We start from the raw sequence: 24,091 nt of genomic DNA, 5'->3' as shown, positions 1-24,091 counted from the left end.
GGTTGTGTCGTAACTTTCTAAATGGCTCTAACTACCTTTTTTTCAAGGGCTTTTCTTATCCGTAATTCGGGTTAATACTAATGATAAAAAGCCTTAGAAAAGAGGCTTTTTATTGTCATGTTTAGCTTCAGCTTTTAATCATACAAACGATAAATCCCGGCAAAACGTTCACAGCCTTTTTGTTCAGTTTTGATCGAAAGTAATGCTTTGCTGTAATTGAACTGATATTTACAGTCATTTTCATTGTCTGTGATTTTGCTTTTTTGCTCAGGCGTGGTGTAGGCAAGGAAAGGGATGATTTGTGTGTCGAGCCGATTATTCGGATTTCGATAGGCGATGCCTTCAATTTTAATACTGTCTTTTGTTAGTTGATGGACTTTTAAATGTACGGGTGATGCAGCAAAGTGACCATTTTCAAATTTTAAATAATGCTGAGTCAAGCTTTGGTTCATTGATGTATAGATATTTAAATCTTCATGACGAATTTCAAACTGCTGTTTAAAGCAAGCCAAAGTCTTGCACTGTTGCACACGGTTGTACCAAATTTTCTGGGTATCTTGTAGTAAGCGCAGGGGGGCATCTGTAATCAATTGAGCGGTCAGAAAAAGTGTGTCGAGTTTCTTTCGCTGCTCTGAAAATCCATCTGAACAAAAGTTCTTTTGGGCTTGGCCAGTGGCATGATGACAGTCAATATTATTGGCATGGGAAACCGCAGATAAACCGAGACCCAAGAAAACAAACAATCCGAATTTTTTGATGATATTTATATCAGTTTTCAACAGCATGATCGCTTATACTTTCACTATGTTGCGCTTGCCCACACTATAGCGAAATAGAAAGCGTGAATACAAGATTTTGATAATTATTTTCTAAAGGATCTATACCATGGTAGCTCAAATTCGTATTGGTCAAGGGATGGATGTACATGCTTTTGAGGAAGGGGACTTTGTGACTCTTGCTGGCGTACAGATTCCGCATACACATGGTTTAAAAGCACATTCCGATGGTGATGTGGTATTGCATGCATTGTGCGATGCCTTACTTGGTGCTTTGGCTTTAGGAGATATTGGACAGCATTTTCCAGACACTGATCCAAAATTTAAAGGGGCCGATAGTCGAGTATTACTCAAGCACGTATATCAACTGATTTTAGACCGTGGTTATGTGCTGAATAATGCCGATATTACTGTGGCATGTGAGCGTCCAAAATTGGCCAAGCATAATCTGGAAATGCGCCAAAGCATTGCTGATATGATGCAAGTAGAAGTGACACAAATTAGTATTAAAGCGACAACGACCGAAAAACTGGGGTTTACCGGCCGTCAAGAAGGAATTTTATCAACTGCGACGGTGTTGATTTCTCACGCGAAATGATCTGGATGGATTAAGGCATGTTGTAAGTCTTTGGTTGCTTTACGACCTTGTAGTTGTAAGGCAACTGCATGAATCAAACCCGTCCATGTTTCATTCGGTTCCCAAATTTGATGCATTAGTTCTTGTGCTGTTGGCATGTCGATATTCATAAAATATTGACGATACAAATACATCAAACTGCTGACACGGAAATTTTCCGAACAGCAGAGCCAGACCATTTGCTCTTGCACTAAATGATCTAACATATCCAGCACCAAAAGACACTGATCGTCGGATGGTGTATCCCATGAAATTGGAATGTGAATATAGTTCAGACCTAAATCCAGGCAAATACGGTCAGCATGGTCTACATGATTCGATGCATCGGTCAATGCCACATTGATAATGGTGGAAATACCATATTCTTTAATGCTTTGTAGTTGAGGTGGAGTAGGTTGTCCAGAAGTGAATAAGTGCTCGTGTATATATTGGAAGTTTTCAATGTGGCATAGCGCATTTTCGATTTCATTCATTGGACAAAATTTCCTTCAAAATAAAACGCCATCTTCAAGATGGCGTTTTTTAAATCACTTAGCGTGTCGGCAAGACATCTTTAAGTGCTTCATGCATCTCTAACAAGACTTTTTCAGTCGTATCCCAGTCAATACATCCGTCAGTAACAGATTTACCGTATTCAAGGTCATCAAGGTTGGCAGGAATATCCTGACGACCACCTTTTAAGTGACTTTCTACCATAATACCCACGATTGACTTGTTGCCGTCAAGGATTTGTTCAGTAATATTTTTAAGAACAAGCGGTTGTAGGTACGGGTCTTTATTTGAATTGGCATGGCTGGTATCAATCATGATTTTGCCGCTTACTTTCGCTTTGGCTAAAGCCGCTTCGGCTTCTGCAACTGAACCTGCATCGTAGTTCGGTTTACCATTACCACCACGAAGTACAACATGCGCATAAGGGTTACCGCTAGTACGAATCACAGAAACTTGACCTTGGTCGCTTAGTCCAAGGAAGTTATGACCATGTTTAACGGATTGCATTGCATTGGTTGCAACGGTTAAGCCGCCATCTGTACCATTTTTAAAGCCGACAGGTGATGAAAGACCTGAAGACATTTCACGGTGCGTTTGGCTTTCAGTGGTACGCGCGCCAATTGCTGACCAAGAAATAAGGTCTTGGTAGTACTGAGGTGAGTTTGGATCAAGTGCTTCAGTAGCACATGGCAAACCTTTTTCATTTAACTCAAGTAAAAGTTTACGACCAATACGTAGACCTTTTTCAATGTTGAAAGAGTCATTCATGTCTGGGTCATTAATTAGACCTTTCCAGCCCACAGTGGTACGTGGTTTTTCAAAGTACACACGCATCACGATATAAATCGTATCTTTAATTTTGTCGCTTAAAACTTTTAAGCGGTCTGCATAATCATGTGCAGCAACAACGTCATGAATGGAACAAGGGCCAATCACAACGAAGAGACGTTTGTCCTTACCATCAAGAATATTGCGTACAGTTTCACGACCGTGAAGGACGGTTTGATAGGCAGTTCCAGTCAGAGGTAACTCTTTTTTTAGTTCTGCAGGAGTAACAAGAGGCTGAATGCTTTTGACATTCACGTCATCAATGTCGTTTTGGGTAATAGAATTAGACTGTAAAGTATTCATTGCCGTCACTGGTTTAATTATACAAAAGGGTGTTTCATGGGCCGAATATAACATGAATATAGCATTCAATTGTTATAAAAAAGATCAATAAGTCACTGAAGAAAAAGTGATGAATTCTGCCGTTAATTTACGTCTGATGATTATTTGCTGCCGAAACGGTAAGCATCGCAGTTGTTGGTTTTTCAACAGGTTTTGATTTTACGGGATTAATGATGAAATTCATGCCTAACATAAATAGGGTAACACCTAACACTTTACGAATGACTTTTTCGGGTAAGCGTGAACTGATTAAAGTCCCCACTACAATTGCCGGAATTGAACCGCACAGCAACCAACCCAATAAATGAAAGTCAACATTGCCTGAAGACATGTGCGCTAAGCCGGCAACAAAAGTTAAAAACACAGCATGCACGACATCTGAACCGATAATACGAATCATCGGTAAATTGGGGAACATTAGCACTAAGGCCATAATGCCGAATGCGCCTGCACCCACAGAGGATAGGGTGACAAAGACACCTAAAATAACTCCCATAATCACAATGTAGGCACGTTTATCTTTGGCTTGTAAATTAACTCGCTCTAAGTCTGAGCTCATGTCATCAAATGCAGAACTTTTACGGAATTTATTAAAGAATTTTTCGATATGACCACGAAAAATAATGGAGATTCCGGTCAGTGTCAGCATAAAACCAAGGAACATGGTGAGTACAGTTTTATAATGGGTAGACTGACTTAAATAATTTTCCAAGACCCAATGTGTGGCAAATGAGGCTGGAATACTGCCGACTGCAAGCCAAATCACAATTGGCCAAACAATATTCATTTTACGCGCATGAACTAAAGATCCACAGAATTTTGAAATTGCGGCATAAAGTAGATCGGTACCAATTGCAATATGAGGTTCAATTTTATAGAGACTGATCAGAATCGGCGTCATCAGAGAACCACCACCAACACCGGTAATCCCGACACAGAATCCGACGATAACGCCTGCAAGAATGAACTCTAAAGGACCAACCATGGTGATATGCCAACTATCAAAAAACGTGTTTATCTTATGGCGAATTAATATAAGGCGTTGTCTTGATTAATGATTTGCTTGTGAAAAAAATAGATAAAGCAGATTTTTTTGAGAATTAATTCAAAGGTTTGTTATCCAAATGACAAAGTTGACTTAAAATATTTTTAACGGAACTCGGCTTAAATCATAAAAAAAGTTGATGTTCAGATGATTTAAATTGATTCGCTTGTATTAAAGCTGGAAGGTCGAAGATAAAACTTCAGAGCGGTATGCTAAAATGCCTAAAAACAATGAGGACGCTCACTTGCAAAACCGAAAGCTTAAAATTGGTATCGTGGTTGGGGAAGTATCTGGTGATACATTAGGTGCAAAACTCATCCGTCGCTTTCGTGAACAAGGGATAGATGCTGAATTTGAAGGCATTGGTGGTCCACAAATGATTGCTGAAGGCTTTAAAAGTTATTATCCAATGGATATCTTGTCGGTGATGGGCATTGTGGAAGTCCTGAAAGATATTAAAAAACTTTTTGCTGTACGTGATGGTTTAGTTGCGACTTGGACTGAACATCCTGTTGATGTGTTTATTGGTATTGATGCTCCTGATTTTAATTTGCGTCTGTCCAAAAGTTTAAAACAAAAAAATCTGCCCATTAAAACGGTGCAATATGTCAGTCCTTCTGTTTGGGCTTGGCGTCAAGGTCGTGTACATGGGATTAAAGCCAGTATTGATTTGGTTTTGTGTTTATTTCCATTTGAAAAGGTTTTCTTTAAAAAATGGGATGTGCCCGCAGCTTTTGTAGGTCATCCTTTAGCCAGTCAATTGCCGCTGAAAAATCCCATTGTTGAGGCGAAACAAGAACTCGGTCTTGTAACTGATCAAAAGCATATTGCACTGTTGCCGGGCAGCCGTCGTGGAGAGATTGAACGTTTAGGGCCATTGGTTCTCGATGCTGCACAAATTATTAGTCAACAACATCCTGAATATACGTTCTTAATTCCTGCAATTAATGATGCGCGTAAACAGCAAATTGAAAGCCTATTGGCGCAGTATCCTGAAAGTTTAAAGTCTAAAGTTAAATTGATGGAAAATACTGACACCGAGTCAAAAATTGGCCGTCAGGTAATGAATGCCTCGGATATCGTGGCATTGGCTTCAGGCACAGCGACATTGGAAGCCATGTTATTGCACCGGCCAATGGTAACTTTTTATAAATTGAATTGGTTGACATATCATGTGGTGAAATTCCTCATCAAAATTCAATACTATTCATTACCGAATATTATTGCGGGCAAAAAAGTGATTGAGGAGTTAATTCAGCGGGATGCAACGCCTGAGCGTTTGGCTACTGAAATTTGCAAACTCATAGATATTGAAGCCGCAAAAATTCAGTCGATGCAGCACTTAACTATGCATAAACAACTGCTTTCCAGTAATAGCGAAGATCCAGTCGAAGCGATTTTGAATATCCTGCAATAAACAAATCGTCCTTAGATTTTTTGGTTGGATTGATGTTTGAGCCGATATTGCGTTGGAGTAAGATCATAAAACTTTTTAAAGGTCTGGCTAAATGCGGTTTCTGAAGAGTATCCAATACGATGGGCAATTTGCTGGATAGAAAGTTGCCCTGATTGTAGAAATTGCGCCGCGAGTCTTAAACGATGCTGCTGCAAATAAGCCAATGGACTGTCACCGAGCATTTGGGTAAACAGACTGGCAAATTTGGAGCGCGACATGCAGCATTGTTCCGCGAGGCTTTCTACTGTCCAAGCAATATGTGGTTGTTCATGAATCGCAGCAAGGGCATTGGACAATTCAGGATGACTCAGCGCATGTAGCCAGTTATTAGAATTTGGCATGGCAGCAATATAATCACGTACACATTCAATAAATAAAATACTGACCAGATGATCGAGAATTTTGTCTCGGCCTGGTCGAATTTGATTCACTTCTAAAGCTAAAAATTGCAAGCCAATTTGTAACCATTCAGGTGCGGTACTGCTCATAATATGTGGGGTATGCAAAAACCTCGGTAGGGCATTAAATAAAGGTTTAGCCATAATGCTGTCGACATGCCCACGGATGGCAAGCATAAATAATTCTTCAGAATTATCAGTAGTCGAAGGATTTAATGTTATGGTTTTATTGCGTTTTTCTTGAAAAAATGGCGTGATGTCGATCGATTCGATCAAGTTGTCTGAGGGCGTAGAACAACAGGAATGATTTTGTCCCGAAGGAATCAAGCAGAGGTCACCAGCTTCGAGCAGCACCTTTTCATTATCCAAACACAGATAACCTGTGCCCTGAATCACCACATAGGCCACCATGGCATCCTGAGCTTGAAAATGAAATGACCATGGTTGCTGTGATTTTAAATAAATATATTCTGATCGGTTTAAGTGAATATCATCAAAAATTTTACTTAAGGCATCCATCTTTTAATCTTCTACTCTTTAATTTTGCAAGGTCTTGGCGGAATACATGTGCATTTGGGCCAGCATATATCCTTAAATGCCAAAGACGATCACATAGTTTTTTTGGACGCTTAAAACTGTTCTAGCAGCTCTATTTTGGAGAATATAAACACAGAAGTTGTAAATAGGGAAGTCAAGCACATGAATGCACCAGTAAAATTAAATGAACAGCAACTGGCACGATTAGAACAGAAAATTGGCAGTGTTTTAGATAAAAAGCGCTATGGTTGGTTACTCAGTCCGGGCTTGCCTGTAATTGGTATGGGGATCTTAGCGGGTTACCATTTTGGCCCAAAACCCACTAAAAAAATATTTGCTCTCGGTGGGCCATTACTGCTGCATGTGATTATTCCTGCTTTAGATGCACTGATTGGGGATGATGCCAATAACCCAACCGATGATGATATTAAAGTCTTGGTTAATGATCCTTATTATGACCGAATCGTGAAATTATTTATTCCTCTACAAATGGCAGCCAATTTATTTGCAGGCTATGTGGTGACGCGTAAAGATATTTCCTTGCTTGATCAATTGCTGCTTGGTATTTCGATGGGGGCAATTAATGGGGTTGGTGTCAATACGGCACATGAGCTTTGTCATCGCCCACATAAAAAAGATCATTATTGGGCACATGCGACTTTAGCGCCGTTGGGTTATAGCCATTTCCGTATTGAACATCCGTATGGACACCATAAGCGCGCAGCGACCCCAGAAGATCCGGCTTCTTCAAAAATGGGAGAAACTTTCTACGAGTTTTGGCCACGTACCGTATTTGGTGGAGTAAAGTCCGCAATTCAAATTGAAAAGCAGCGTTTAAAACGTAAAGGTTTATCGTTCTTTTCCAAGGATAATGAGCTGTTTCATGGTTGGGCCATGAGTGCGGGTTTCCATGCCAGCATGATTAAGCTGTTTGGTGCAGGTGTGATGCCATATTTAGCCACACAGGCATTTTATGGTATTAGCCTGTTTGAAATTATTAACTATATTGAACACTATGGCTTAAAACGTGAGCAAAAAGCTGATGGGAGTTATGCACGTACCATGCCTGAACATAGCTGGAACAATAATAATATTGTGACCAATCTATTTTTGTATCAATTACAACGCCATTCAGATCATCATGCTTATCCAACCCGTCCATTTCAGGCTTTAAGACATTTTGATGAAGCACCTGAACTACCAAGCGGTTATGCCACCATGCTCATTCCAGCTTTGGTGCCATCAATTTGGTTTAAAATGATGGATAAACGGGTGTTTGATCACTATCAAGGTGACCTCAGTAAAGCCAATATCTTACCGAAACGACGCGCGCGTATTTTTAAAAAATTTGGTTTAAGTGAAGCTTGATTTAAGAATTTAAGCTTTTATAGAGAGGAAAAATCCCAAGTCAACGTGCTTGGGATTTTTTATTCGAGGTCTAAAATGAAGAAATTTTAAGACCACCAATAACGCAGAATATGGAAAAAAATAGGGGCAGAAAAGCAAATTGAGTCAATTCGGTCGAGCATTCCGCCATGACCTTGAATCAGTTGTCCCCAGTCTTTCACCCCGCGATCACGCTTAATCGCTGACATGACCAAGCCACCAAAGAAGCCAAATATACAAACGATAAACCCAATGGCTGTAGCTTGTAGATAGCTAAATGGCGTTAACCATGACATTGCGACACCTAGAGCTGTGGCTAGGACAATGCCACCAATTAAACCTTCAATGGTTTTGGATGGAGAAAGGATCGGTGCGATTTTGTGTTTACCGAATAATTTACCGCAGACGTATTGCAGCACATCTGACGCTTGTACCACCATGATGAGCCAGATGGCGAGCCAAATTTTTTCACCCTGAAAACCTGGAAGCTTGAGATTAAGCAGTGCAGGAACATGTGAGATACAAAACACGCTGACCATCAGCCCCCATTGAATTTTGGCACTGCGTTCTAGAAAACAGGTGGTGTCCTCTTGTTTTAGCGTGGCAATCGGAATCAGTAAAAATACATATAGCGGAATAAAAATAGAATACAGTCCGTACCAATCGATATACACCAAATAATATTGATAAGGAATGACAAAATAAAAAGCAATCAAGAGTGGGAAATAGTCGCCACGGCGTGTAGGTAATAGGCTAATAAATTCACGTAAGGCAAACAGTGAAATCAGCCCAAACAAAATGATAAAGGCAGTTTTCCCCATAGAAATAGCAGCGCCTAGTACCAACAGCATGACCCACCATGCATTGATTCGGGCATTTAAATTATCAATGATCGGTGCAGGTGCGTAACCCGCACGTAATTTTAGAATATGCCCAACGGTGGATGCAAAGACCAAAATAGCCGCAAAAATACCAAATAAAAGATAGGTCATTTGAGTATTGCTTAAATCCATTATTGATACTCCAATGCTTTTAATTTCAGCAGCTCGTCTTGTGCATAGCTTAAAAACTCAGCCTTAGTTTGTTCTGCATTTGACGCTAAGGGTTGACCAAAAATCACCGTAGACAAAAGCGGTAAGGGAATGAATGCTCCTTTCGGCATAACGCGTTTTAAATTGGAAATCCATACCGGAACAATTTCTACGTCAGGAAATTGATTTTTGAGATGATACAGCCCGCTTTTAAATGGCAACAATTCAACATCGTCGTTTAAATTACGAGTTCCTTCTGGAAAGAAAATAATCGAATAGCCCTGTACTAAAACCTCTTTAACGGGTTCCAATGGATCTTGATTATTGTCCCGATTACGCTGAATTGTGACTCCAGTAAACGTATCCTGAATCAGAAAACGACGAAATCCATCTTTTAGCCAATAATCAGATGCGGCAATTGGACGCGTTTGGCGTCTTAAATCAGTCGGGAGTGATGACCAAAGTAGGATGAAATCAATATGACTATTATGGTTGGCATAATAAATCCGTTGTTTCATGACCGGCTTGCAGCCGACCCACAGACTGCGAGCGCCTGTTAACAGGCGGGCACCGCGACGCGTTAAAAAGGCAATAAACCGAGCTAAGGATCGGCTGATGATATTTCCTTTTTTATCTGGGCGCGGACTGGAAGGATGATGTGGAGGTATTGGCATGGCGATGATTTATTGTGAATTATTTATAAAGTAAAAATATGCAGATGAATGCAACGTATTGCAAGCACAACACGAAAATCTGGAGTTTAAACAGTCGGAAACAGCCATACAGTCGAGCTTCCCAAACTCGCCCCATTTTGCTGCTCGGCATTAATTTTAAATTGACTAAACTATGATCGAGCTCTTGCATGATGTGTTCAAGGCTTTGTGACTTTGTTGCATTGACAACGGTTTGTAGAAGTGCTGAATCCAGTTGAACGCGTATACTCAGATAATGATGCAATCCCACTAGAATTAGACTGATAAGCATCAAAATCGTAGTGAGTTCAAATGTCCCTTGGAATAGCATGAGCAGTAAAATACTCATCGCAAAAGCCAGATAGCCTGAAACCAGTAGACCTGTGGTGGATTTTAACAATTTGGACAGCACCACCAATTGCATATTCATGGAGCAAGTCCTTTGAGTTTCAGGTGATAAAGATTGAGCTGCTGGATTTGGGCATCTTTCAGTACGACCCAAGGCCGACGATGACGAATAAGCCTTAAACAGTCTTCCACCGAATATTCAGGATAATGCTTGAGTAATAAGGCTGCGACAACAGCACTACTGCGTGAATAGCCAAGTGCACAAAATACCAGTAGGTTCTGCGCTTTAGTCCCTTGATCGGATTGCACAATATTTTCTAAAGCTTGCACAGCTTGATACAACTGATTGGCGTGTAAGGGAATCAGATCCAGACTTAAACTCTGCTGATATATTTGCCCATCTGTTTGTATCGGTAACTCTGCACAACAGTCAAACAGAGCGTCATATTGCTGAATTGTGAGTTTGGCAGGAATTCGCCCCAAATACACATTGGTTTTACCCAATGTAACGATAGTCGAATCTTCAGGCTGCTGATAGGTCCACAGTCGGCTATTGATCCATGCAAAGAGAAAGTAGGGCGCAAAGAGCATCCATGCCGCGATGGTCATTTTTCCATTTAACTGTTTTTGGAAAAAATGTGGTCGGTTAAATAAGTAGGTCAAAGATACAAGGAACATACTGAATGCAGGATAAAGTAACCATAGCCAAATTCCTTTTTCACAGGAGAGTGCCACGAAAAATAGTGCAGCGATGAAGTACAAAATCCCCAGTTTAAGATGCTTTAAGGTGAATGAATTCAGTGTATTTCTAGCCCACGGCGTGGCAGTGTGTAATGGAAAAAGCCATAGACAGATCGCACCGACAAGTAGCCCTGTTGGAATATCAATAAAATGATGTTGCCAAGTGGTCAGGACTGAAAAACCAATCAAAAAAGCCCAAATATCAACGAGATATTTTGCAGCACCTCGAACATGTCGACGGTAAAAATCCCAAAGAATCACCAATAACACAATATGCAGCGAGGGAGCTTGATTAAACGGTTTGTCGAAACCCATCAGTACATCAAACCAAATACCGAAAAAACCACTTAGTTCAGGTCGTTCAAAAGTGAACCGAAGCGGAAATAACAAAAAGCAGCTAATGGAAATGATTTGCGCTGAAAATAGCCTAAGCGTATGCTGTTTTAATTCAAACTTGTTCCAACACAGTAACAGCGATAAGCCATAAAAAAGATCAATCGACCAATAGGGCACGATGGTCCAAGGCCAAAGGGGAATGGAGTTTTCCCAATCAAATACGATAAATTTAACTGACGTTAAACCCGCAGCATAATGATTGGCAAAGCCATAACTTAAGAAAAAGAAAGGTGCCAGTACAGCTAGACATAGCAGCCCAATTTTCCAAGTGCCCGCTTGTTTTTCAAGTGTTTGCATCAAGACATTCACCTGAGATTAAATTTTTTGTGCGACAGAAACGGTAAAAATACCAAATTCATCAATCACTTGATCGACCTTTTTGAAACCTGCCTGCTTGACTAAAGCATCCATTTCGGCCTGGGAGCGTAAGCGCATGACCCACGCATCACCTTTACGATGTGAGGTTAAAGCGCGTGCAATGAATTCTTGTTGTGGATGCCAAATTTGACCAGTGTAAATCAGATAACCGTGTGATTCGATGGCCTGGCTTAAACCAGTCAATGAGTTTCGCAGTAGATCATTATCACTAAAAAGTTCATATAGACCAGAAACCACGGCTAAGGTCGGTTTAGGTTCAACTTCTGCCAATGATTGAGTATTAAATGCATCAGCTTCAACAAACTTGGCAATATGAGCTAAGCCACGTTGCTGAATCATGTCTTGACCTGCCTTTACATTGATCGGGCTATAGTCTCTTAACAAAATGGAGTCAGGTTGCTCTGGTAGTTGCTCTGCAGCATCGAGAATATATCGGCCATGACCTGCAGCAATATCCATAATACGCACAGCTTGCTTTGCCTCATTTAATTTCGTGGCATATTTGCTCAGCATGTATTCAATATTTTGCTTACGAACACGAATACCGCGCCAGCCGATAGCATTGAGATACTGACGGTCTATGATTTTCCCAAGTGGATTTTGGCTCTCTGGGGTATTGCGATAAATAAAATCTAAGGTACTGCCTGAGTCATAGCCGGTATCTTCACCAATTTTTAAACCTCTAGAAAATAAGCTACCCAGTTTTAGATTTTTCTTGGTGACTGCCCAAAACGCATGTTTTACAGAATGTTTAGGTAAAGTCGAACTTAAGGTCTCTGCAACGGCGCAGCTTGGACCAATTTTATCGGCTTGTAATAAGTTGGGTGCAGCGTAAGGGCGGCTAAAACATTGTGTGATGAAACGCTGAATTTTATCCGTTGCAATTTTTCGGTCTTTTTCACCCAAGGTGTCGTGATAAAAACCTTCTAAGACATGAAATTCTTTGAGTGGATGCGGTAATTTTTGATAAAACTCGCGTTGCGGCTGTTGATGCACTACGAAATCTGAGCCTGAACTTAAAATTTGTGTTGGGACAAAAATATTTTGTGCATCATCGACAATCCGCTCGGACGCTGCATATAAACCCAAGAGCATACGCACAGAAATCGCACGTGCAATTTGCGGGTCTGTGTCATAATTTTTAGCGCGCTGCGTATCATGGGTGAGCATTTTCGCTTTCACATAACTGTTAATGAAAAAATTCCCCCCGACTTTACTGAGCAGATTCAGTCCGGGTTTGGCAAAAGGTACATACAGTTTGATGTCAAAAGCAGGTGAGGCTAGACATAAGGCACGAATTTTCGGGGCATAGTCATGGACCCAAGTAGCAGCAAGTACAGCGCCGACACTTTGCGCCACAATGGCAATATTTTCAGTCTGTATGTTATGAGTAGATTGCAAATGCTGTACGAAATACTGAATATCTTGGACACAGGCTGAAAAACTTGGCGCATCACCACGTTCCCCCGGAGAATTGCCATGACCACGTGCATCCCAGGCGAAAAAATCAAAATCAGCTAAATTCAGTTCTTCCACCAAATGTGCCATTCGACCCGAGTGTTCATGACCGCGATGAAATAAAACCACGGCCTTTTTCTTACGGTTTCGTCTTAAATTTGGATTTTCCCAATGTTGATAAAATAAAGCAGTGCCATCATGGCTGATAAAAGTGTACTGCGTATTGTTATACATGCTGTGGTTCTCAAGTTTGTTTAAATGCTAAAAAATCATTCAATAATCAATTCTGAATTAAGCTGTTTTTTATTCGATTATAAATGGTCCACAATGACAATAAGATGATGATCACAAGGATGAAATTACAAATACTCGATAGCAACGCGAGGCTAAAATTAAAAATAGAACAGGCCACAATGATTAAACAGATCACACTAAAGGCAAGTGCGCGATCACTTTTTCCCATAGGGCCGTCGTATCGTCGTTCCTGACCAATTAAGGGAGCCATCACTCCTGTATATTCAGATAATATTGACAAAAAACAAGCAAGAATCAGCAGTTCGGCCTGAATAAAAGCAAAGCAGATTAAACTGAAATACAGTGCAGTATCTGAAATGACATCACATAACTCGTTATAAAATGCGCCGAGTTTGGATTGCTGATTAAATTCTCGCGCCAGCATGCCGTCGATGGCATTAAAGCCCATGCGAATTAACATCCAAAGTGGAAAAATAAACAATAAGAAATTGATGCTATGGCTGGAAAAATAAATATAGATAAATAAGGCAACAGCGAGCGAAATAAACATCGCAAAAAGGGTCACTTGATTTGCCGTAATTCCAATTCGGTACAGTGATTTAACCCATGGTCTTAATAAATTCTGAAATGCAGGTTTAAGTTGATAGATCGAAGGCATTTTATAGTTATAGCATCATGATTTGCCTGAATTTTATACGGATGGTGCTAAAATAGACAAGCAAAGGAATGTTAAAGATTGTCACAGTCTATGAGCAATCCTCAAAGTTGTTAGCTTGTGTAGCGCATTAAATTTTCCTGCATAGTGCTACACACCAATTTTCCATTTTGCCACATTTGTCCATGAGTGAGACCGCGAGCTTGACTGGTGCATGAGGTTTGCATGTCATAGTACATCCAATTTTCAACCTGAAAAGGATGATGAAAATACATGACATGATCCAAACTTGTAGCATTTAAGTTTGTAGATAAATAATTCAAAGCATGCGTTTTTAAGGCAGCAGTATAGAGGTCGTAGTCTGAATAGTAGGCGGCAATGGCTTGATGTATATAGAGATGATCATCTTGTGGTGCTAGAGGACTGTGTAATTTTAAATATTCAGCGTACTGATTTTGCGCTAAAGCATCTGCGTTTGAATCGTGATTTTTATCCTTGAGGGCAAACTCAATGGGTTTGGATTGCAGATGAAAGGGTCGCAAAAAAGTTGGTAAATATTCAGTTGTAAGTCGATGACTCATGTTTTGCTTATGCCATTCTTCGGATTGCAATGTGCTTACAGGATATTGCTCAAGTATTTCTGGTTCGGAGGTTTGATATTCTAAGCCTGCTTCAACATTCATATAGGACAGTTGTGCCCTAAAAATTCGCTGGCCATGTTGAATCGCGGTGACTTGTCGTGTGGAAAAACTCGCGCTGTCGCGTAAACATTCAACTTTATAGACCAGTGGAGCAGCAGCATCACCCGCGGCTAAAAAATACGCATGCAAGGAATGTAGCGGAAAATGCGTTGAACTCACGGCACTGACAATACTTTGCGCAAGAAGTTGACCACCAAAAATACGCGGGCCAAACAGTGGCTGACTTTGTGCTAGAAAATGACATAAGTCTTTTTGTTCTAGGCTAAGTAATTGAATTAAATCTTGTGTAAGTGTAGTCATATTTTAGGTATTTTTTGCTTTGTTTCAATGTAGTGAAGATGCGCGAATAGAACAAGCGTTAAAAATTAAAATCTAAAAGGAATTGCCCAACATTTATGGAAAAGGCATATAATTCAGTTTGCCGTGTTGTCGTATTGGAATGACGAAAAAGCAATGACTCCTGCATGTAAATTATTAAAATCAAATAAAATTGAATTTTCAATTCATGAGTATGAACATGACCCTGATGCCAAAAGCTTTGGTTTGGAAGCTGCTGAAAAATTAGGTTTAAGCGTAGAAGAAGTATTTAAGACGCTGATGGTCACCGATGATAAAAATTATTTTGTCGCGGTTTTGCCTGTTGAATATCAGTTAAATCTTAAAAAAGTAGCCTCGGCGTTTGGGTGTAAAAAGTTAAAAATGGCAGATCCTAAAGATGCGGAACGCTTAACTGGCTATCTTGTTGGAGGCATTAGTCCAGTCGGGCAAAAGAAACGATTAAAAACAGTCATTGATGCCTCTGCGGAACAATTAGCAAAAATCTATGTGAGCGGTGGTAAACGTGGACTGGATATTGGGCTTAAACCACAAGATTTGGCAAAGGTTTTGGGTGCCCAATTTGCAGATGTGTTAGATGTCTAAGCAATTTTAATGGTAAAAAGGCTGTAAATTTTCTAAAGCATGATGCATAAAAAACCCATTTCTGAGCAAATGGGTTTTTTATTTCCAAGCGATAAAAATTTATTATTTAGCAGCACACCAATCTTACTCGATGTTACTGAAGAGATGGTTAATGTTACAAAAGCATTGGATGAACTTGTATTTGTGATTGAAAAATAATCAGAATTGTTTCATTAAGTATTATTGTGCCGAACCTGTATGGAATTCCTTTATGCTTTTACCACTAAAAAAATAACGGAGGTTAAATGCTTAAATTTAATAATGATCTTGTACATGGCGCAATTTTTGATATGGATGGAACAATGTTTGATACCGAGCGTTTACGGTTTCAAACATTGAAACAGGCATCTCTTGAATTAACAGGGATCGAATTTTCAGATTCTTATCTGATGAATTGTTTGGGCTTGAGTGCGCAAAGTGCGCATCGCCTTGCACAAGCTGAATATGATGAAAATATTCCTTATGCCGAAATTCGTAAACGTGCCGATGAATTGGAACTGGAAAGCGTGCGCCAATATGGTGTACCCATCAAAAAAGGTTTGGTTCAAGTCCTCGAACGTTTAAGAAAATCGGGACTGCGAATGGCCGTGGCGACTTCGAGTCGTCGTGCGATTGCTGAAGAATACTTAATTAATGCCAATGTCTATAAATTTTTTGATGTGTTGGTGTGTGGTGATGAAGTTGAAAATGGCAAACCACATCCTGAAATTTTTAAACGTGCAGCAGATAAAATTAATTTAAATACTGCGGAATGCCTAATGTTTGAAGATTCTGAAAATGGCATTCGCTCAGCTTTTGATGCGGGCGGTATTACCGTGCTGTTTAAAGATATTAAAGCACCGAATGCAAATATGCTTGCTCAAGCGACCCATTATTATGAATGCATGTATGATTTTTTAGAGGATCTTGACCAATATACCGCACATTTAAATATGCCCAAAGTTCAAGATGTTTTTCCTCAAACATTGAATCAGCTTAGCGTTGGTATTCATGGCTTTGGTGCAATTGGTGGTGGTTACCTTGCACAAGTGCTTTCACATTGGGACGGTTATACACGCCCGAAAAAAATCTATGCTTCTACACGTAATCCTTTATACCGTTCTGCCGTGAATGCTTTTGGGACCTATTGTATCCGTTATGGTCAGTTGTCTTATGACGAACGGATTGAAAATATGGAAATCATTGATGCTGAAAATATTCAGCAGATGCAGGATATGTATGTAGAATCGAGTCTCGTCGCGATTTGCTTGCCTGAAAAAGCCATTGCAGAAGAAGCAAAAACTATCGCACAAGGTTTATATGCTCGCCATATTGCACATGATGAAAAAGCCATTGAACCTCTTACTTTATTGATTATTCTTAACAAAGTCGGCGCAAAAGCTTTGTTGCTCAAACATCTAAGTCTGGCTCTGAAAGAGTTAGCAGGTGATGAAGTTGCTGAGCAGATTATGCAGCACCACTATTTCTGCGATACGGTGGTCAACCGTATGGTATCGAAACTGAGTGATCAAAATCTCTATCGTCAACTGCGGATTAAATACAATATTTTCAAACAATTTCAGTTGGATGAAGTAGACACAATTGATTCTGTCGAAATAGAAGATGCGACACGTTTAAATGTAGAGCAAGAACGCCAAGCCACCTTATATGTCGAGGAGATGCGTCGAAATTTCCATCCGAGTCATATTTTACAAAGCATGGACTTAATCTTGTTTAATGCAGAATCTGACATGCCGATTTATGTGGAAAATAACAGCCCATTGCTAGAAAAAATGCGTCAGATGATTTTGGTGGATCATATTCAAGACATTCAAATGATCAAAAACCGATTATGGAATGGTGTACATGCCATGTTGGCGTGGAAGTCGGCCTTGCTTAAACATCAAACTGTGGGTGTTGCCTTGGCGGATACGCGCATAGAACAATTTATGCAGGGCGTATTGCAGGAAGTTCAGGCTGGTTTAGCTCAAACTTTTTCAGATCGAGCAGAGGATTTAACCCGTTTAAGCCAAAGTTTTGTTGATTCTTGCGAACATGCGTATAAAGACCCATGCGAACGAGTTGCGCGAGATCCACTGCGAAAATTATCGTTGAATGAGCGTGTTTTGGGCTCTATTGTCACTAATTTAAAATATGGGTTAGCTACGCAATATTTACAGCAAGGTGTAGTGTACGGTTTGGTGTACGCTATTCAAGAAAATGCTTTAGCTGCATCTGAAGTGCAAGAATTTATTAAGGCACAATTGAGTTTGATGGCACAATCATTTGATGCTGAGTTGCAAAATATTGTTGAGCAAATGCAATTGGAGATATTCGATGCCGTTCAAGAGCATCTAGAACTTGAAGATCGGAGAATGATTCATCAGCAGTCTAGTAGACAGGTGCAACAACAAGAATCCAGTTGTGCTTAAAGCCTTTAATTAAGTTGGCTAGGTCTTAAATCCAAAATTGATTAAAAAAAAGTGCCGAAGATTAATTCGGCACTTTTTTGTTTTGTAATGGTTTTTATCATCAACATGAATGAAATTCAGCTGTTAACTGAATATTCCTAAATCAAAATGAACATTTGATCGAGACATTTCATGTTTTAATAAAGCCTATTGAATTTGAAGTGATTTATTTGTGTTTTTAGAACCATCGACCACAGTTGTGCCGACACTCAATCAGGATTATCCTGATTGGCATTTAGGTCGTCAGCATTATGCATTGTGGTATTTGGAAATTTTAGATCCTCAAGTTTTAGCTTATTTAACTGCGCTGCGTGAGCAGTTTTCAGATATTTTATACACACCGAATACACGTCAATTTCATATCACTTTATTTATTTGTGGTTTCTTTGAAGCACTGAATGCGAAAATGATTCAAGATCAGCAACAGTTTTTTAATGATGATTATTCTTTAGTACAGTTACAGCAGCATCAACAGCAATTAAAACAATTATCTTTTCAAAATATTCAGCTTAATACAGGGAAAATAAATAGCTTTCAAAGTGCGCTATTTATCGAAATACACGATTCTGAGCAAAAGTTAAATCAAATCCGCAATGCCTTAAATCTTCATCATCATGAAATTGCACCTATTGAATATTGTCCGCATATTACGCTTGGGCTGTATAAACACACTTTAAATAGTGATGATGTGTTTGCGCGGATCGAACAGATGCAACAACAGAAATTTAATTTGGATATTGAACACATCACATTTGGGACTTATCAAGCACAGATGTTGCAAGGACCATTGAGCGCTTATTATCAACATTTGCTTCAACATAAATAGGAACGGCATAAAACATGATTCAATTGATATTGGGTGGCGCGCGTTCAGGGAAAAGTCGTCTGGCGGAACAAAAAGCCAAAGACAGTGGGCTACCCGTGGTTTATGTGGCAACCGCTCAAGCTTATGACGATGAGATGCTAGATCGCATTCAGCACCATCAAGCGGAACGTCCAATACATTGGGGCTTGGTCGAAGAACCTGTGTATTTGGCAGATCGTCTTCTTGAAATAGACCAAGACAATCAGTTGATTTTGGTGGATTGTCTTACGCTGTGGATGAGTAATTTGCTGCTCAATGAACACACTGAATTTCAACCGCAGCAATGTCAAAAGCTGTTAGCTACTTTACCGAAATTAAAGTCAGAAATTATTTTAGTCAGTAATGAAACTGGACTGGGCGTGGTGCCGATGGGGCAGCTCAGTCGTAAATTTGTCGATGAATCTGGACGCTTACACCAACAATTGGGGCAATTGGCTGACCATGTGGTGTTTTGTGTGGCAGGTTTTCCTATGGTATTAAAAGGAGAAAAGTAATGAACTGGTGGCTTGAAGCATGTCAACAACCGAGTATAGAGGCAAAACAACAAGCAGAAGCTCATCAACTCCAATTAACTAAGCCGACAGGTTCACTTTCAGAATTAGAAATAACCGCAATCCAACTTGCTGCACTGCAAAATACAGCAAAGCCGAATATTGATTTTCCATGGATTACAATTTTTGCCGGTGATCATGGAGTAATGGAGGAAAATATTTCTGCTTATCCGCAAGCTGTAACCCGTCAAATGTTGCAAAACTTTACCACAGGTGGTGCATGTATTAGCGTTATTGCTAAAGAGTATCAAGCTAGATTACAAGTGATTGATTGTGGTTCAGTGGGTGAGGCGTATGATTATGCTGGCGTCGAGCGTTATTGCATTGTGCAAGGTACAGCAAACTTTGCCAAAACTGTGGCAATGACCGAAGCGCAATGTATAGAAGCCCTGAACTTGGGGCGTAAAAGTGTGGAAGATGCAGTTGCGGCCGGTGCTTCAATTTATGTGGCCGGTGAGATGGGGATAGGCAATACCTGTTCAGCATCGGCTGTGGCATGTTTTTTACTGAATGAACCCGCAGAAAAATTAACCGGTGTCGGTACAGGCATTCGTGCAGAACAATTGGCACATAAAAAACAGGTGATCGATCAAGCCTTAGCTTTGCATAAAGATTATGTGGATAATGATGCGTTTAAAGCTTTATCTGCGGTAGGCGGTTTAGAAATTGCGGCGATGACAGGCGCTTATATTCGCTGTGCACAGCTAGGTCTGCCGATGGTCGTGGATGGCTTTATTAGTACCGTCTCGGCATTGATCGCTGTACGTTTAAATCCAGCTGTTCGTGAGTGGATGCTGTTTGGACATCAGTCTGCGGAATACGGTCATGTGCGTTTATTGGCAGAGTTAAATGCCAATCCATTACTCAAACTGAACTTGCGTTTAGGTGAAGGCAGTGGTGCAGGTGCTGCACTCGGGGTAATCCGTTTAGCATGCAGTTTGCATAATAAGATGGCAACCTTTGCTCAAGCTGCGGTGATTGGTGAAAAAGTTTAAATGGACATCTTCCGTTTAGATATTTTGCGTCATGGAGAAACCGAGTTGAGTCATACTTTACGTGGCTCAACCGATGATGCATTGACGGCAAAAGGCTGGCAGCACATGCAGCAGACTATAGAAACAGAACTAAGTCTGTATGGTGTAAGCTCACAACCGCTATGGGATGTGATTGTAAGCTCAGAGCTTCAGCGCTGCCGTTTGTTTGCCTTCGAACTATCTGAAAAACTCATGCTGCCTTTACAGGTCAATCCTCAATTTCAGGAAATGCATTTTGGTGATTGGGAGGCGGTAGATACCCAACAAATTTATGCACAAAGCCCTGAACTATTGACTCAGTTTTGGGAAAAACCAACGCAATTCGCTCCACCAAATGCAGAAACTATGCAGCAGTTTCAACAGCGCGTGGTATTCGGTTTGGACAGCTTAATTCAGCAAGTGCAAGAACATCAGTGGCAGCGTGTTTTACTCATCTCACATGGTGGCGTGATTAAACTGTTAAAATGTTTAGCCCTGCAACAACCGCTAGATGATATTTTGAAAATGAGTGCTGAATTAGGTCAGCTCAATTCATTTATCATTCACAGTTCAAATAAAATCAGTCTGCTGGAGCAAAACAAATGATGCCTTTTTTGATTGCGCTCCAGTTTTTGACTATATTTCCGATTCAACTTAAAGCCATGCCATCGAAGCAACAAAATGGGCAGTCTTTATTGTTCTATCCCGTTATTGGGCTGTTGATTGGCGGCATTCTTGCACTTACCGCTTTTGTTTTACAGAGCTTACCGCTGATTTTGCTCAGTAGTATGGTGTTAGTACTGTGGATTTGGCTGACAGGTGGATTACATCTCGATGGTCTGGCAGATACAGCTGATGCGTGGGTTGGGGGATTTGGAGATAAAGAACGTACACTGAAAATTATGAAAGACCCTACCTGTGGGCCGATTGGTGTACTGAGTTTGGTGATCATGTGCTTATTAAAATGGTCGGCCATTTACGTGTTGCTACAACAGCAAAGTTATTTTGCCCTGATTTTATTTCCTGTGTTAGGCCGTTTAGCGCCGTTATTTCTATTTTCAACCACTGAATATGTACGTGAAAAAGGCTTGGGGTCTTCAATTGCCAAATTTATTCCACGGACATGGGCATTGATTATCTTTGTACTCTGTTTATGTGCAAGCCTATATTTTGGCTGGGGTGGCGTAATCAGTCTGATCGTATTTATCATGACTTTGGCCTATTTACGTTTTAAATTTATACAGCGTATTGGTGGGGTAACGGGTGACACAATTGGTGCTTCGATTGAAATTTCAGAGTTATCTAGTTTGATGGCTTTTGTGATAGGTCTGCATTATTGGGCGGTTTAATCAGGAACAGTTTTGCTGACAGAGATTAGTTGTCTCGCTATCTAAAGCCACTCAATAAAAAGCCCAGTAATTGAACTGGGCTTTTTATGATTTTATGGATATGAATGCAATCAACTCAGAACATAGACAACGAGATGAATAATCGAAGGGCCAAGCAGTACCATAAATACACCTGCAAGTACCATACTTAAACATGCGGCGACACCTTCTTCTTTATCGCGCATAAAGGCCTTGCTGGTACCAAAACCGTGTGCAGCATTCCCAAGCGCTGAACCTTGAGCAAAATGTGAACGTAGCTTAAGTCCTGCAAGAATCAAGTCGGCAAAAGCCACACCTGCAATCCCTGTAATCATGGTAAATAAAATCACCAGTTCAACTGAGCCGCCAATATTGGTGGTCAGTTCCATGGCAAAAGGGGTAGAAATAGAACGCGCCATCAAACTATAAGACGTTTCTTGGTCAAAGCTAAAAAGCTTTGCGAGATAGAATGCGCTGACCACACCTGCAAACATACCAATCACAATACCTAAGCCAATACTCAGCGCGTGATTACGAATGACTTGGCGATATTCATAAATTGGAATCGCAAATGCAACGGTGGCAGGGCCAAGCATCCAGACAATCCACTGACTGTCTTGCATATAGGTATCATAGGAAATATGAAAAATTGCCATGAAAATGATCAATACAAATGGCACTAATAACGCAGGGGCAAGCAGCATGTACGGATATTTACGGTGCAGCTTTTTTGCCAATACATAGCCAATTAAAGTCAGAACAAAACATAGAACTGAAATACTATTAAAGTTCAGCATATTCATGAAGTTTTACCTATGGTATGAACGTCGTGATGGGGAGTACTGAGTTTTTTCTCACCTTTTAATTTACGTTCGAATTTAAAGCCGAAATAAACTGTCAAAGCGGTAATCACCATCACGCAAATCGTGCCTAACACCACAGCGGCAATCAGTTGCCAACCTGAGCTTAAAAATAAATGTTTGTATTTAACCAAGCCAACGACACATGGAATAAAAAATAGCACCAACTCAGCAAGAATTAAGTCAGAACCTTGTTTAATCCAAGACATTTTAAATAGGCCAGTTAGCAAGGCTGCAAGCAGCAAAAGTAAGCCAATCACACCGCCTGAAATCGGTAAATGAAACCAAGACTGAATCTTTGTCCCCAACCACCAGATCAATACCAACAACAAAATTTGCGCTACAGTTTTTGCGAGGTGTGTTAAACGTGGAGAAGTTGACTGTATGTCCATGAACTTAAGGCTTATTGGGAGATGTGCTTATTGTAAATTTAGCTTTGTACTATAATTATGAATAATTAAATATTAATTATGCTTATTTGGAATAATTGTCGTGGATATGAAGAGTCTGAAGATTTTTGTGACCATTGTGCAAAAACAGAGTTTTAGTCATGCCGCTGAAGCTTTATTTGTCACACAGCCGACCATCAGTAAAATCATTCGCCAATTAGAAGATGAAATTGGTGTACCTTTATTTCATCGGGGTGATGCAGGACGTAAACGCGAAGCACAACTCACCTATATGGGCGAGCAGATTTATCAGCATGCTTTAGTGATCTTAAATGAGCAACAACGTATGCTCGATACCGTGGCACAGGTACGTGCATTGAAGCAGGGCAAACTGACTCTTGGTTTACCTCCTTTGGCATCAGTTTTATTTAGTCGTCTGATTGCCTTATTTCATAAAAAATATCCAAATATTGAACTGAGTTTTTTTGAAGTCGGTGCGACTGGGATTGAAGATGCCATTTTAAAAAAACAAGTCGATGTCGGTATTATTCTTGGACATTTAAAACCTGTGTTGAGTGGTATTCCTGTGATGGATTCACCGCTGTGCTTACTTTCAAAAAAACAGTCGCAATGGCGTAACCGCAAAACTGTATCCTTGGATGAACTCAAAGAAGAATCTTTTCTACTGTATGCTGATACGTTTACTTTGAATAACATCATTATTCAGGCAGCTAACTTTGTGGGTTTTGAACCTAATGTGGTGTGTAAAAGTAGCCAGTGGGATTTTATTGCCAAAATGGTCGACACCGATGTTGGCATTGCGATATTGCCGAAGATTTACTGTGAGCAGTTAGAGGCTGAAAAATACAATGTCAGTATTATCGAAAATCCGAATCTCAACTGGACTTTAAATATGGCTTGGAATACCACGGTTGCCATGAGTCCGGCGACACGGGCCTGGCTAGAAATTATTGAAGAAAATAAAGATCAGATTTATTTTTAATTGTTTACGCGAATCTCAACTTTCTAAACTCTTGAAATAAAAAGGACATAACACAATTTAGATTTCGACTAAGAAAATTAC

At 40.2% G+C, this 24,091-nt stretch carries 26 protein-coding genes; 12 read left to right on the top strand and 14 right to left on the bottom strand.

Annotated elements, in window-relative coordinates; all coding sequences use genetic code 11:
• Positions 1-134: 134 nt before the first annotated feature.
• The gene (locus tag ACN6OV_RS09475; protein ID WP_427952345.1) at positions 135-785 is read right to left on the bottom strand and encodes an A1S_1983 family putative colistin resistance protein; all 651 of its coding nucleotides are present in this window, start codon (positions 783-785) and stop codon (positions 135-137) included.
• Positions 786-885: 100 nt separating this feature from the next.
• Between ACN6OV_RS09475 and ispF the strand changes: the two genes are divergently transcribed.
• Positions 886-1,374, top strand: coding sequence for a 2-C-methyl-D-erythritol 2,4-cyclodiphosphate synthase (ispF, locus tag ACN6OV_RS09470; protein ID WP_427952343.1), 489 nt, complete (start codon positions 886-888; stop codon positions 1,372-1,374).
• On the opposite strand, the gene ACN6OV_RS09465 is transcribed toward ispF, so the two are convergent.
• The 3 genes from ACN6OV_RS09465 to ACN6OV_RS09455 form a co-directional block, all read right to left on the bottom strand.
• Complete coding sequence (locus ACN6OV_RS09465) at positions 1,362-1,886, bottom strand: protein tyrosine phosphatase family protein (RefSeq protein ID WP_427952341.1); 525 nt, start codon at positions 1,884-1,886, stop codon at positions 1,362-1,364. The two genes, ispF and ACN6OV_RS09465, sit on opposite strands and share 13 nt — an antisense overlap.
• 58 nt (positions 1,887-1,944) lie before the next feature.
• Entirely contained in the window at positions 1,945-3,036 is a 1,092-nt protein-coding gene (locus ACN6OV_RS09460) for a 3-deoxy-7-phosphoheptulonate synthase (RefSeq protein WP_427952339.1), read from the bottom strand.
• Positions 3,037-3,163: 127 nt separating this feature from the next.
• Positions 3,164-4,060, bottom strand: coding sequence for a sulfite exporter TauE/SafE family protein (locus ACN6OV_RS09455; protein ID WP_427952337.1), 897 nt, complete (start codon positions 4,058-4,060; stop codon positions 3,164-3,166).
• A gap of 304 nt (positions 4,061-4,364) precedes the next feature.
• On the opposite strand from ACN6OV_RS09455, the gene lpxB reads away from it, so the two are divergent.
• The gene (gene lpxB / locus ACN6OV_RS09450; RefSeq protein ID WP_427952335.1) at positions 4,365-5,537 is read left to right on the top strand and encodes a lipid-A-disaccharide synthase; all 1,173 of its coding nucleotides are present in this window, start codon (positions 4,365-4,367) and stop codon (positions 5,535-5,537) included.
• Between the two features lie 11 nt (positions 5,538-5,548).
• On the opposite strand, the gene ACN6OV_RS09445 is transcribed toward lpxB, so the two are convergent.
• The gene (locus ACN6OV_RS09445) at positions 5,549-6,493 is read right to left on the bottom strand and encodes a cupin domain-containing protein (protein WP_427952333.1); all 945 of its coding nucleotides are present in this window, start codon (positions 6,491-6,493) and stop codon (positions 5,549-5,551) included.
• 180 nt (positions 6,494-6,673) lie between these two features.
• Between ACN6OV_RS09445 and ACN6OV_RS09440 the strand changes: the two genes are divergently transcribed.
• Positions 6,674-7,879 (top strand): alkane 1-monooxygenase, encoded by a 1,206-nt coding sequence (locus ACN6OV_RS09440; RefSeq protein ID WP_427952331.1) that lies wholly within the window; start codon positions 6,674-6,676, stop codon positions 7,877-7,879.
• 86 nt (positions 7,880-7,965) lie between these two features.
• Here ACN6OV_RS09440 and ACN6OV_RS09435 read toward each other — a convergent pair whose 3' ends face one another.
• The 7 genes from ACN6OV_RS09435 to ACN6OV_RS09405 form a co-directional block, all read right to left on the bottom strand.
• On the bottom strand, positions 7,966-8,910 hold the full coding sequence (locus ACN6OV_RS09435) for a phosphatidate cytidylyltransferase (protein WP_427952329.1): 945 nt from the start codon (positions 8,908-8,910) through the stop codon (positions 7,966-7,968).
• On the bottom strand, positions 8,910-9,602 hold the full coding sequence (locus tag ACN6OV_RS09430; protein ID WP_427952327.1) for a lysophospholipid acyltransferase family protein: 693 nt from the start codon (positions 9,600-9,602) through the stop codon (positions 8,910-8,912). The genes ACN6OV_RS09435 and ACN6OV_RS09430 overlap by 1 nt, the downstream gene beginning before the upstream one ends.
• 19 nt (positions 9,603-9,621) lie before the next feature.
• Complete coding sequence (locus tag ACN6OV_RS09425) at positions 9,622-10,050, bottom strand: hypothetical protein (protein WP_427952325.1); 429 nt, start codon at positions 10,048-10,050, stop codon at positions 9,622-9,624.
• Positions 10,047-11,402, bottom strand: coding sequence for a phosphatase PAP2/dual specificity phosphatase family protein (locus tag ACN6OV_RS09420; RefSeq protein ID WP_427952323.1), 1,356 nt, complete (start codon positions 11,400-11,402; stop codon positions 10,047-10,049). Before ACN6OV_RS09420 ends, ACN6OV_RS09425 begins: the two co-directional genes overlap by 4 nt.
• 18 nt (positions 11,403-11,420) lie before the next feature.
• Positions 11,421-13,175, bottom strand: a complete 1,755-nt coding sequence (locus ACN6OV_RS09415; protein ID WP_427952321.1) for a bifunctional alpha/beta hydrolase/class I SAM-dependent methyltransferase — start codon at positions 13,173-13,175, stop codon at positions 11,421-11,423.
• Positions 13,176-13,221: 46 nt separating this feature from the next.
• Positions 13,222-13,854 (bottom strand): CDP-alcohol phosphatidyltransferase family protein, encoded by a 633-nt coding sequence (locus tag ACN6OV_RS09410; RefSeq protein WP_427952319.1) that lies wholly within the window; start codon positions 13,852-13,854, stop codon positions 13,222-13,224.
• Between the two features lie 110 nt (positions 13,855-13,964).
• Positions 13,965-14,852: an acyl-CoA thioesterase gene (locus tag ACN6OV_RS09405; protein WP_427952317.1), complete on the bottom strand. Its 888-nt coding sequence runs from the start codon at positions 14,850-14,852 to the stop codon at positions 13,965-13,967.
• A 153-nt stretch (positions 14,853-15,005) separates the two neighbouring features.
• On the opposite strand from ACN6OV_RS09405, the gene ybaK reads away from it, so the two are divergent.
• The 8 genes from ybaK to ACN6OV_RS09365 all read left to right on the top strand — a co-directional run bounded on the left by ybaK (position 15,006) and on the right by ACN6OV_RS09365 (position 21,740).
• Complete coding sequence (gene ybaK / locus ACN6OV_RS09400; RefSeq protein WP_427952347.1) at positions 15,006-15,473, top strand: Cys-tRNA(Pro) deacylase; 468 nt, start codon at positions 15,006-15,008, stop codon at positions 15,471-15,473.
• Between the two features lie 39 nt (positions 15,474-15,512).
• Positions 15,513-15,671 (top strand): hypothetical protein, encoded by a 159-nt coding sequence (locus ACN6OV_RS09395; RefSeq protein ID WP_427952315.1) that lies wholly within the window; start codon positions 15,513-15,515, stop codon positions 15,669-15,671.
• 86 nt (positions 15,672-15,757) lie between these two features.
• On the top strand, positions 15,758-17,923 hold the full coding sequence (mtlD, locus tag ACN6OV_RS09390; RefSeq protein ID WP_427952313.1) for a bifunctional mannitol-1-phosphate dehydrogenase/phosphatase: 2,166 nt from the start codon (positions 15,758-15,760) through the stop codon (positions 17,921-17,923).
• Between the two features lie 211 nt (positions 17,924-18,134).
• Positions 18,135-18,788: a 2'-5' RNA ligase family protein gene (locus tag ACN6OV_RS09385; protein ID WP_427952311.1), complete on the top strand. Its 654-nt coding sequence runs from the start codon at positions 18,135-18,137 to the stop codon at positions 18,786-18,788.
• A gap of 14 nt (positions 18,789-18,802) precedes the next feature.
• Positions 18,803-19,321, top strand: coding sequence for a bifunctional adenosylcobinamide kinase/adenosylcobinamide-phosphate guanylyltransferase (cobU, locus tag ACN6OV_RS09380; RefSeq protein ID WP_427952309.1), 519 nt, complete (start codon positions 18,803-18,805; stop codon positions 19,319-19,321).
• Positions 19,321-20,373, top strand: a complete 1,053-nt coding sequence (gene cobT, locus ACN6OV_RS09375; protein WP_427952307.1) for a nicotinate-nucleotide--dimethylbenzimidazole phosphoribosyltransferase — start codon at positions 19,321-19,323, stop codon at positions 20,371-20,373. Before cobU ends, cobT begins: the two co-directional genes overlap by 1 nt.
• Positions 20,374-20,997 (top strand): histidine phosphatase family protein, encoded by a 624-nt coding sequence (locus ACN6OV_RS09370; RefSeq protein WP_427952305.1) that lies wholly within the window; start codon positions 20,374-20,376, stop codon positions 20,995-20,997.
• Entirely contained in the window at positions 20,994-21,740 is a 747-nt protein-coding gene (locus ACN6OV_RS09365; protein WP_427952303.1) for an adenosylcobinamide-GDP ribazoletransferase, read from the top strand. Before ACN6OV_RS09370 ends, ACN6OV_RS09365 begins: the two co-directional genes overlap by 4 nt.
• Before the next feature lie 110 nt (positions 21,741-21,850).
• Here ACN6OV_RS09365 and ACN6OV_RS09360 read toward each other — a convergent pair whose 3' ends face one another.
• Together ACN6OV_RS09360 and ACN6OV_RS09355 are read right to left on the bottom strand one after the other, a co-directional pair.
• Complete coding sequence (locus tag ACN6OV_RS09360) at positions 21,851-22,561, bottom strand: LrgB family protein (protein ID WP_427952301.1); 711 nt, start codon at positions 22,559-22,561, stop codon at positions 21,851-21,853.
• Positions 22,558-23,010: a CidA/LrgA family protein gene (locus ACN6OV_RS09355; protein WP_427952299.1), complete on the bottom strand. Its 453-nt coding sequence runs from the start codon at positions 23,008-23,010 to the stop codon at positions 22,558-22,560. The genes ACN6OV_RS09360 and ACN6OV_RS09355 overlap by 4 nt, the downstream gene beginning before the upstream one ends.
• Positions 23,011-23,110: 100 nt before the next feature.
• On the opposite strand from ACN6OV_RS09355, the gene ACN6OV_RS09350 reads away from it, so the two are divergent.
• Positions 23,111-24,010 (top strand): LysR family transcriptional regulator, encoded by a 900-nt coding sequence (locus ACN6OV_RS09350; RefSeq protein WP_427952297.1) that lies wholly within the window; start codon positions 23,111-23,113, stop codon positions 24,008-24,010.
• Positions 24,011-24,091 lie beyond the last annotated feature (81 nt).

Source organism: Acinetobacter sp. (assembly GCF_050285345.1).
Classification (GTDB): Bacteria; Pseudomonadota; Gammaproteobacteria; order Pseudomonadales; family Moraxellaceae; genus Acinetobacter.
The sequence above is the reverse complement of the archived record's forward strand: the minus strand, read 5'-3'. Positions and strand labels throughout refer to the sequence as shown.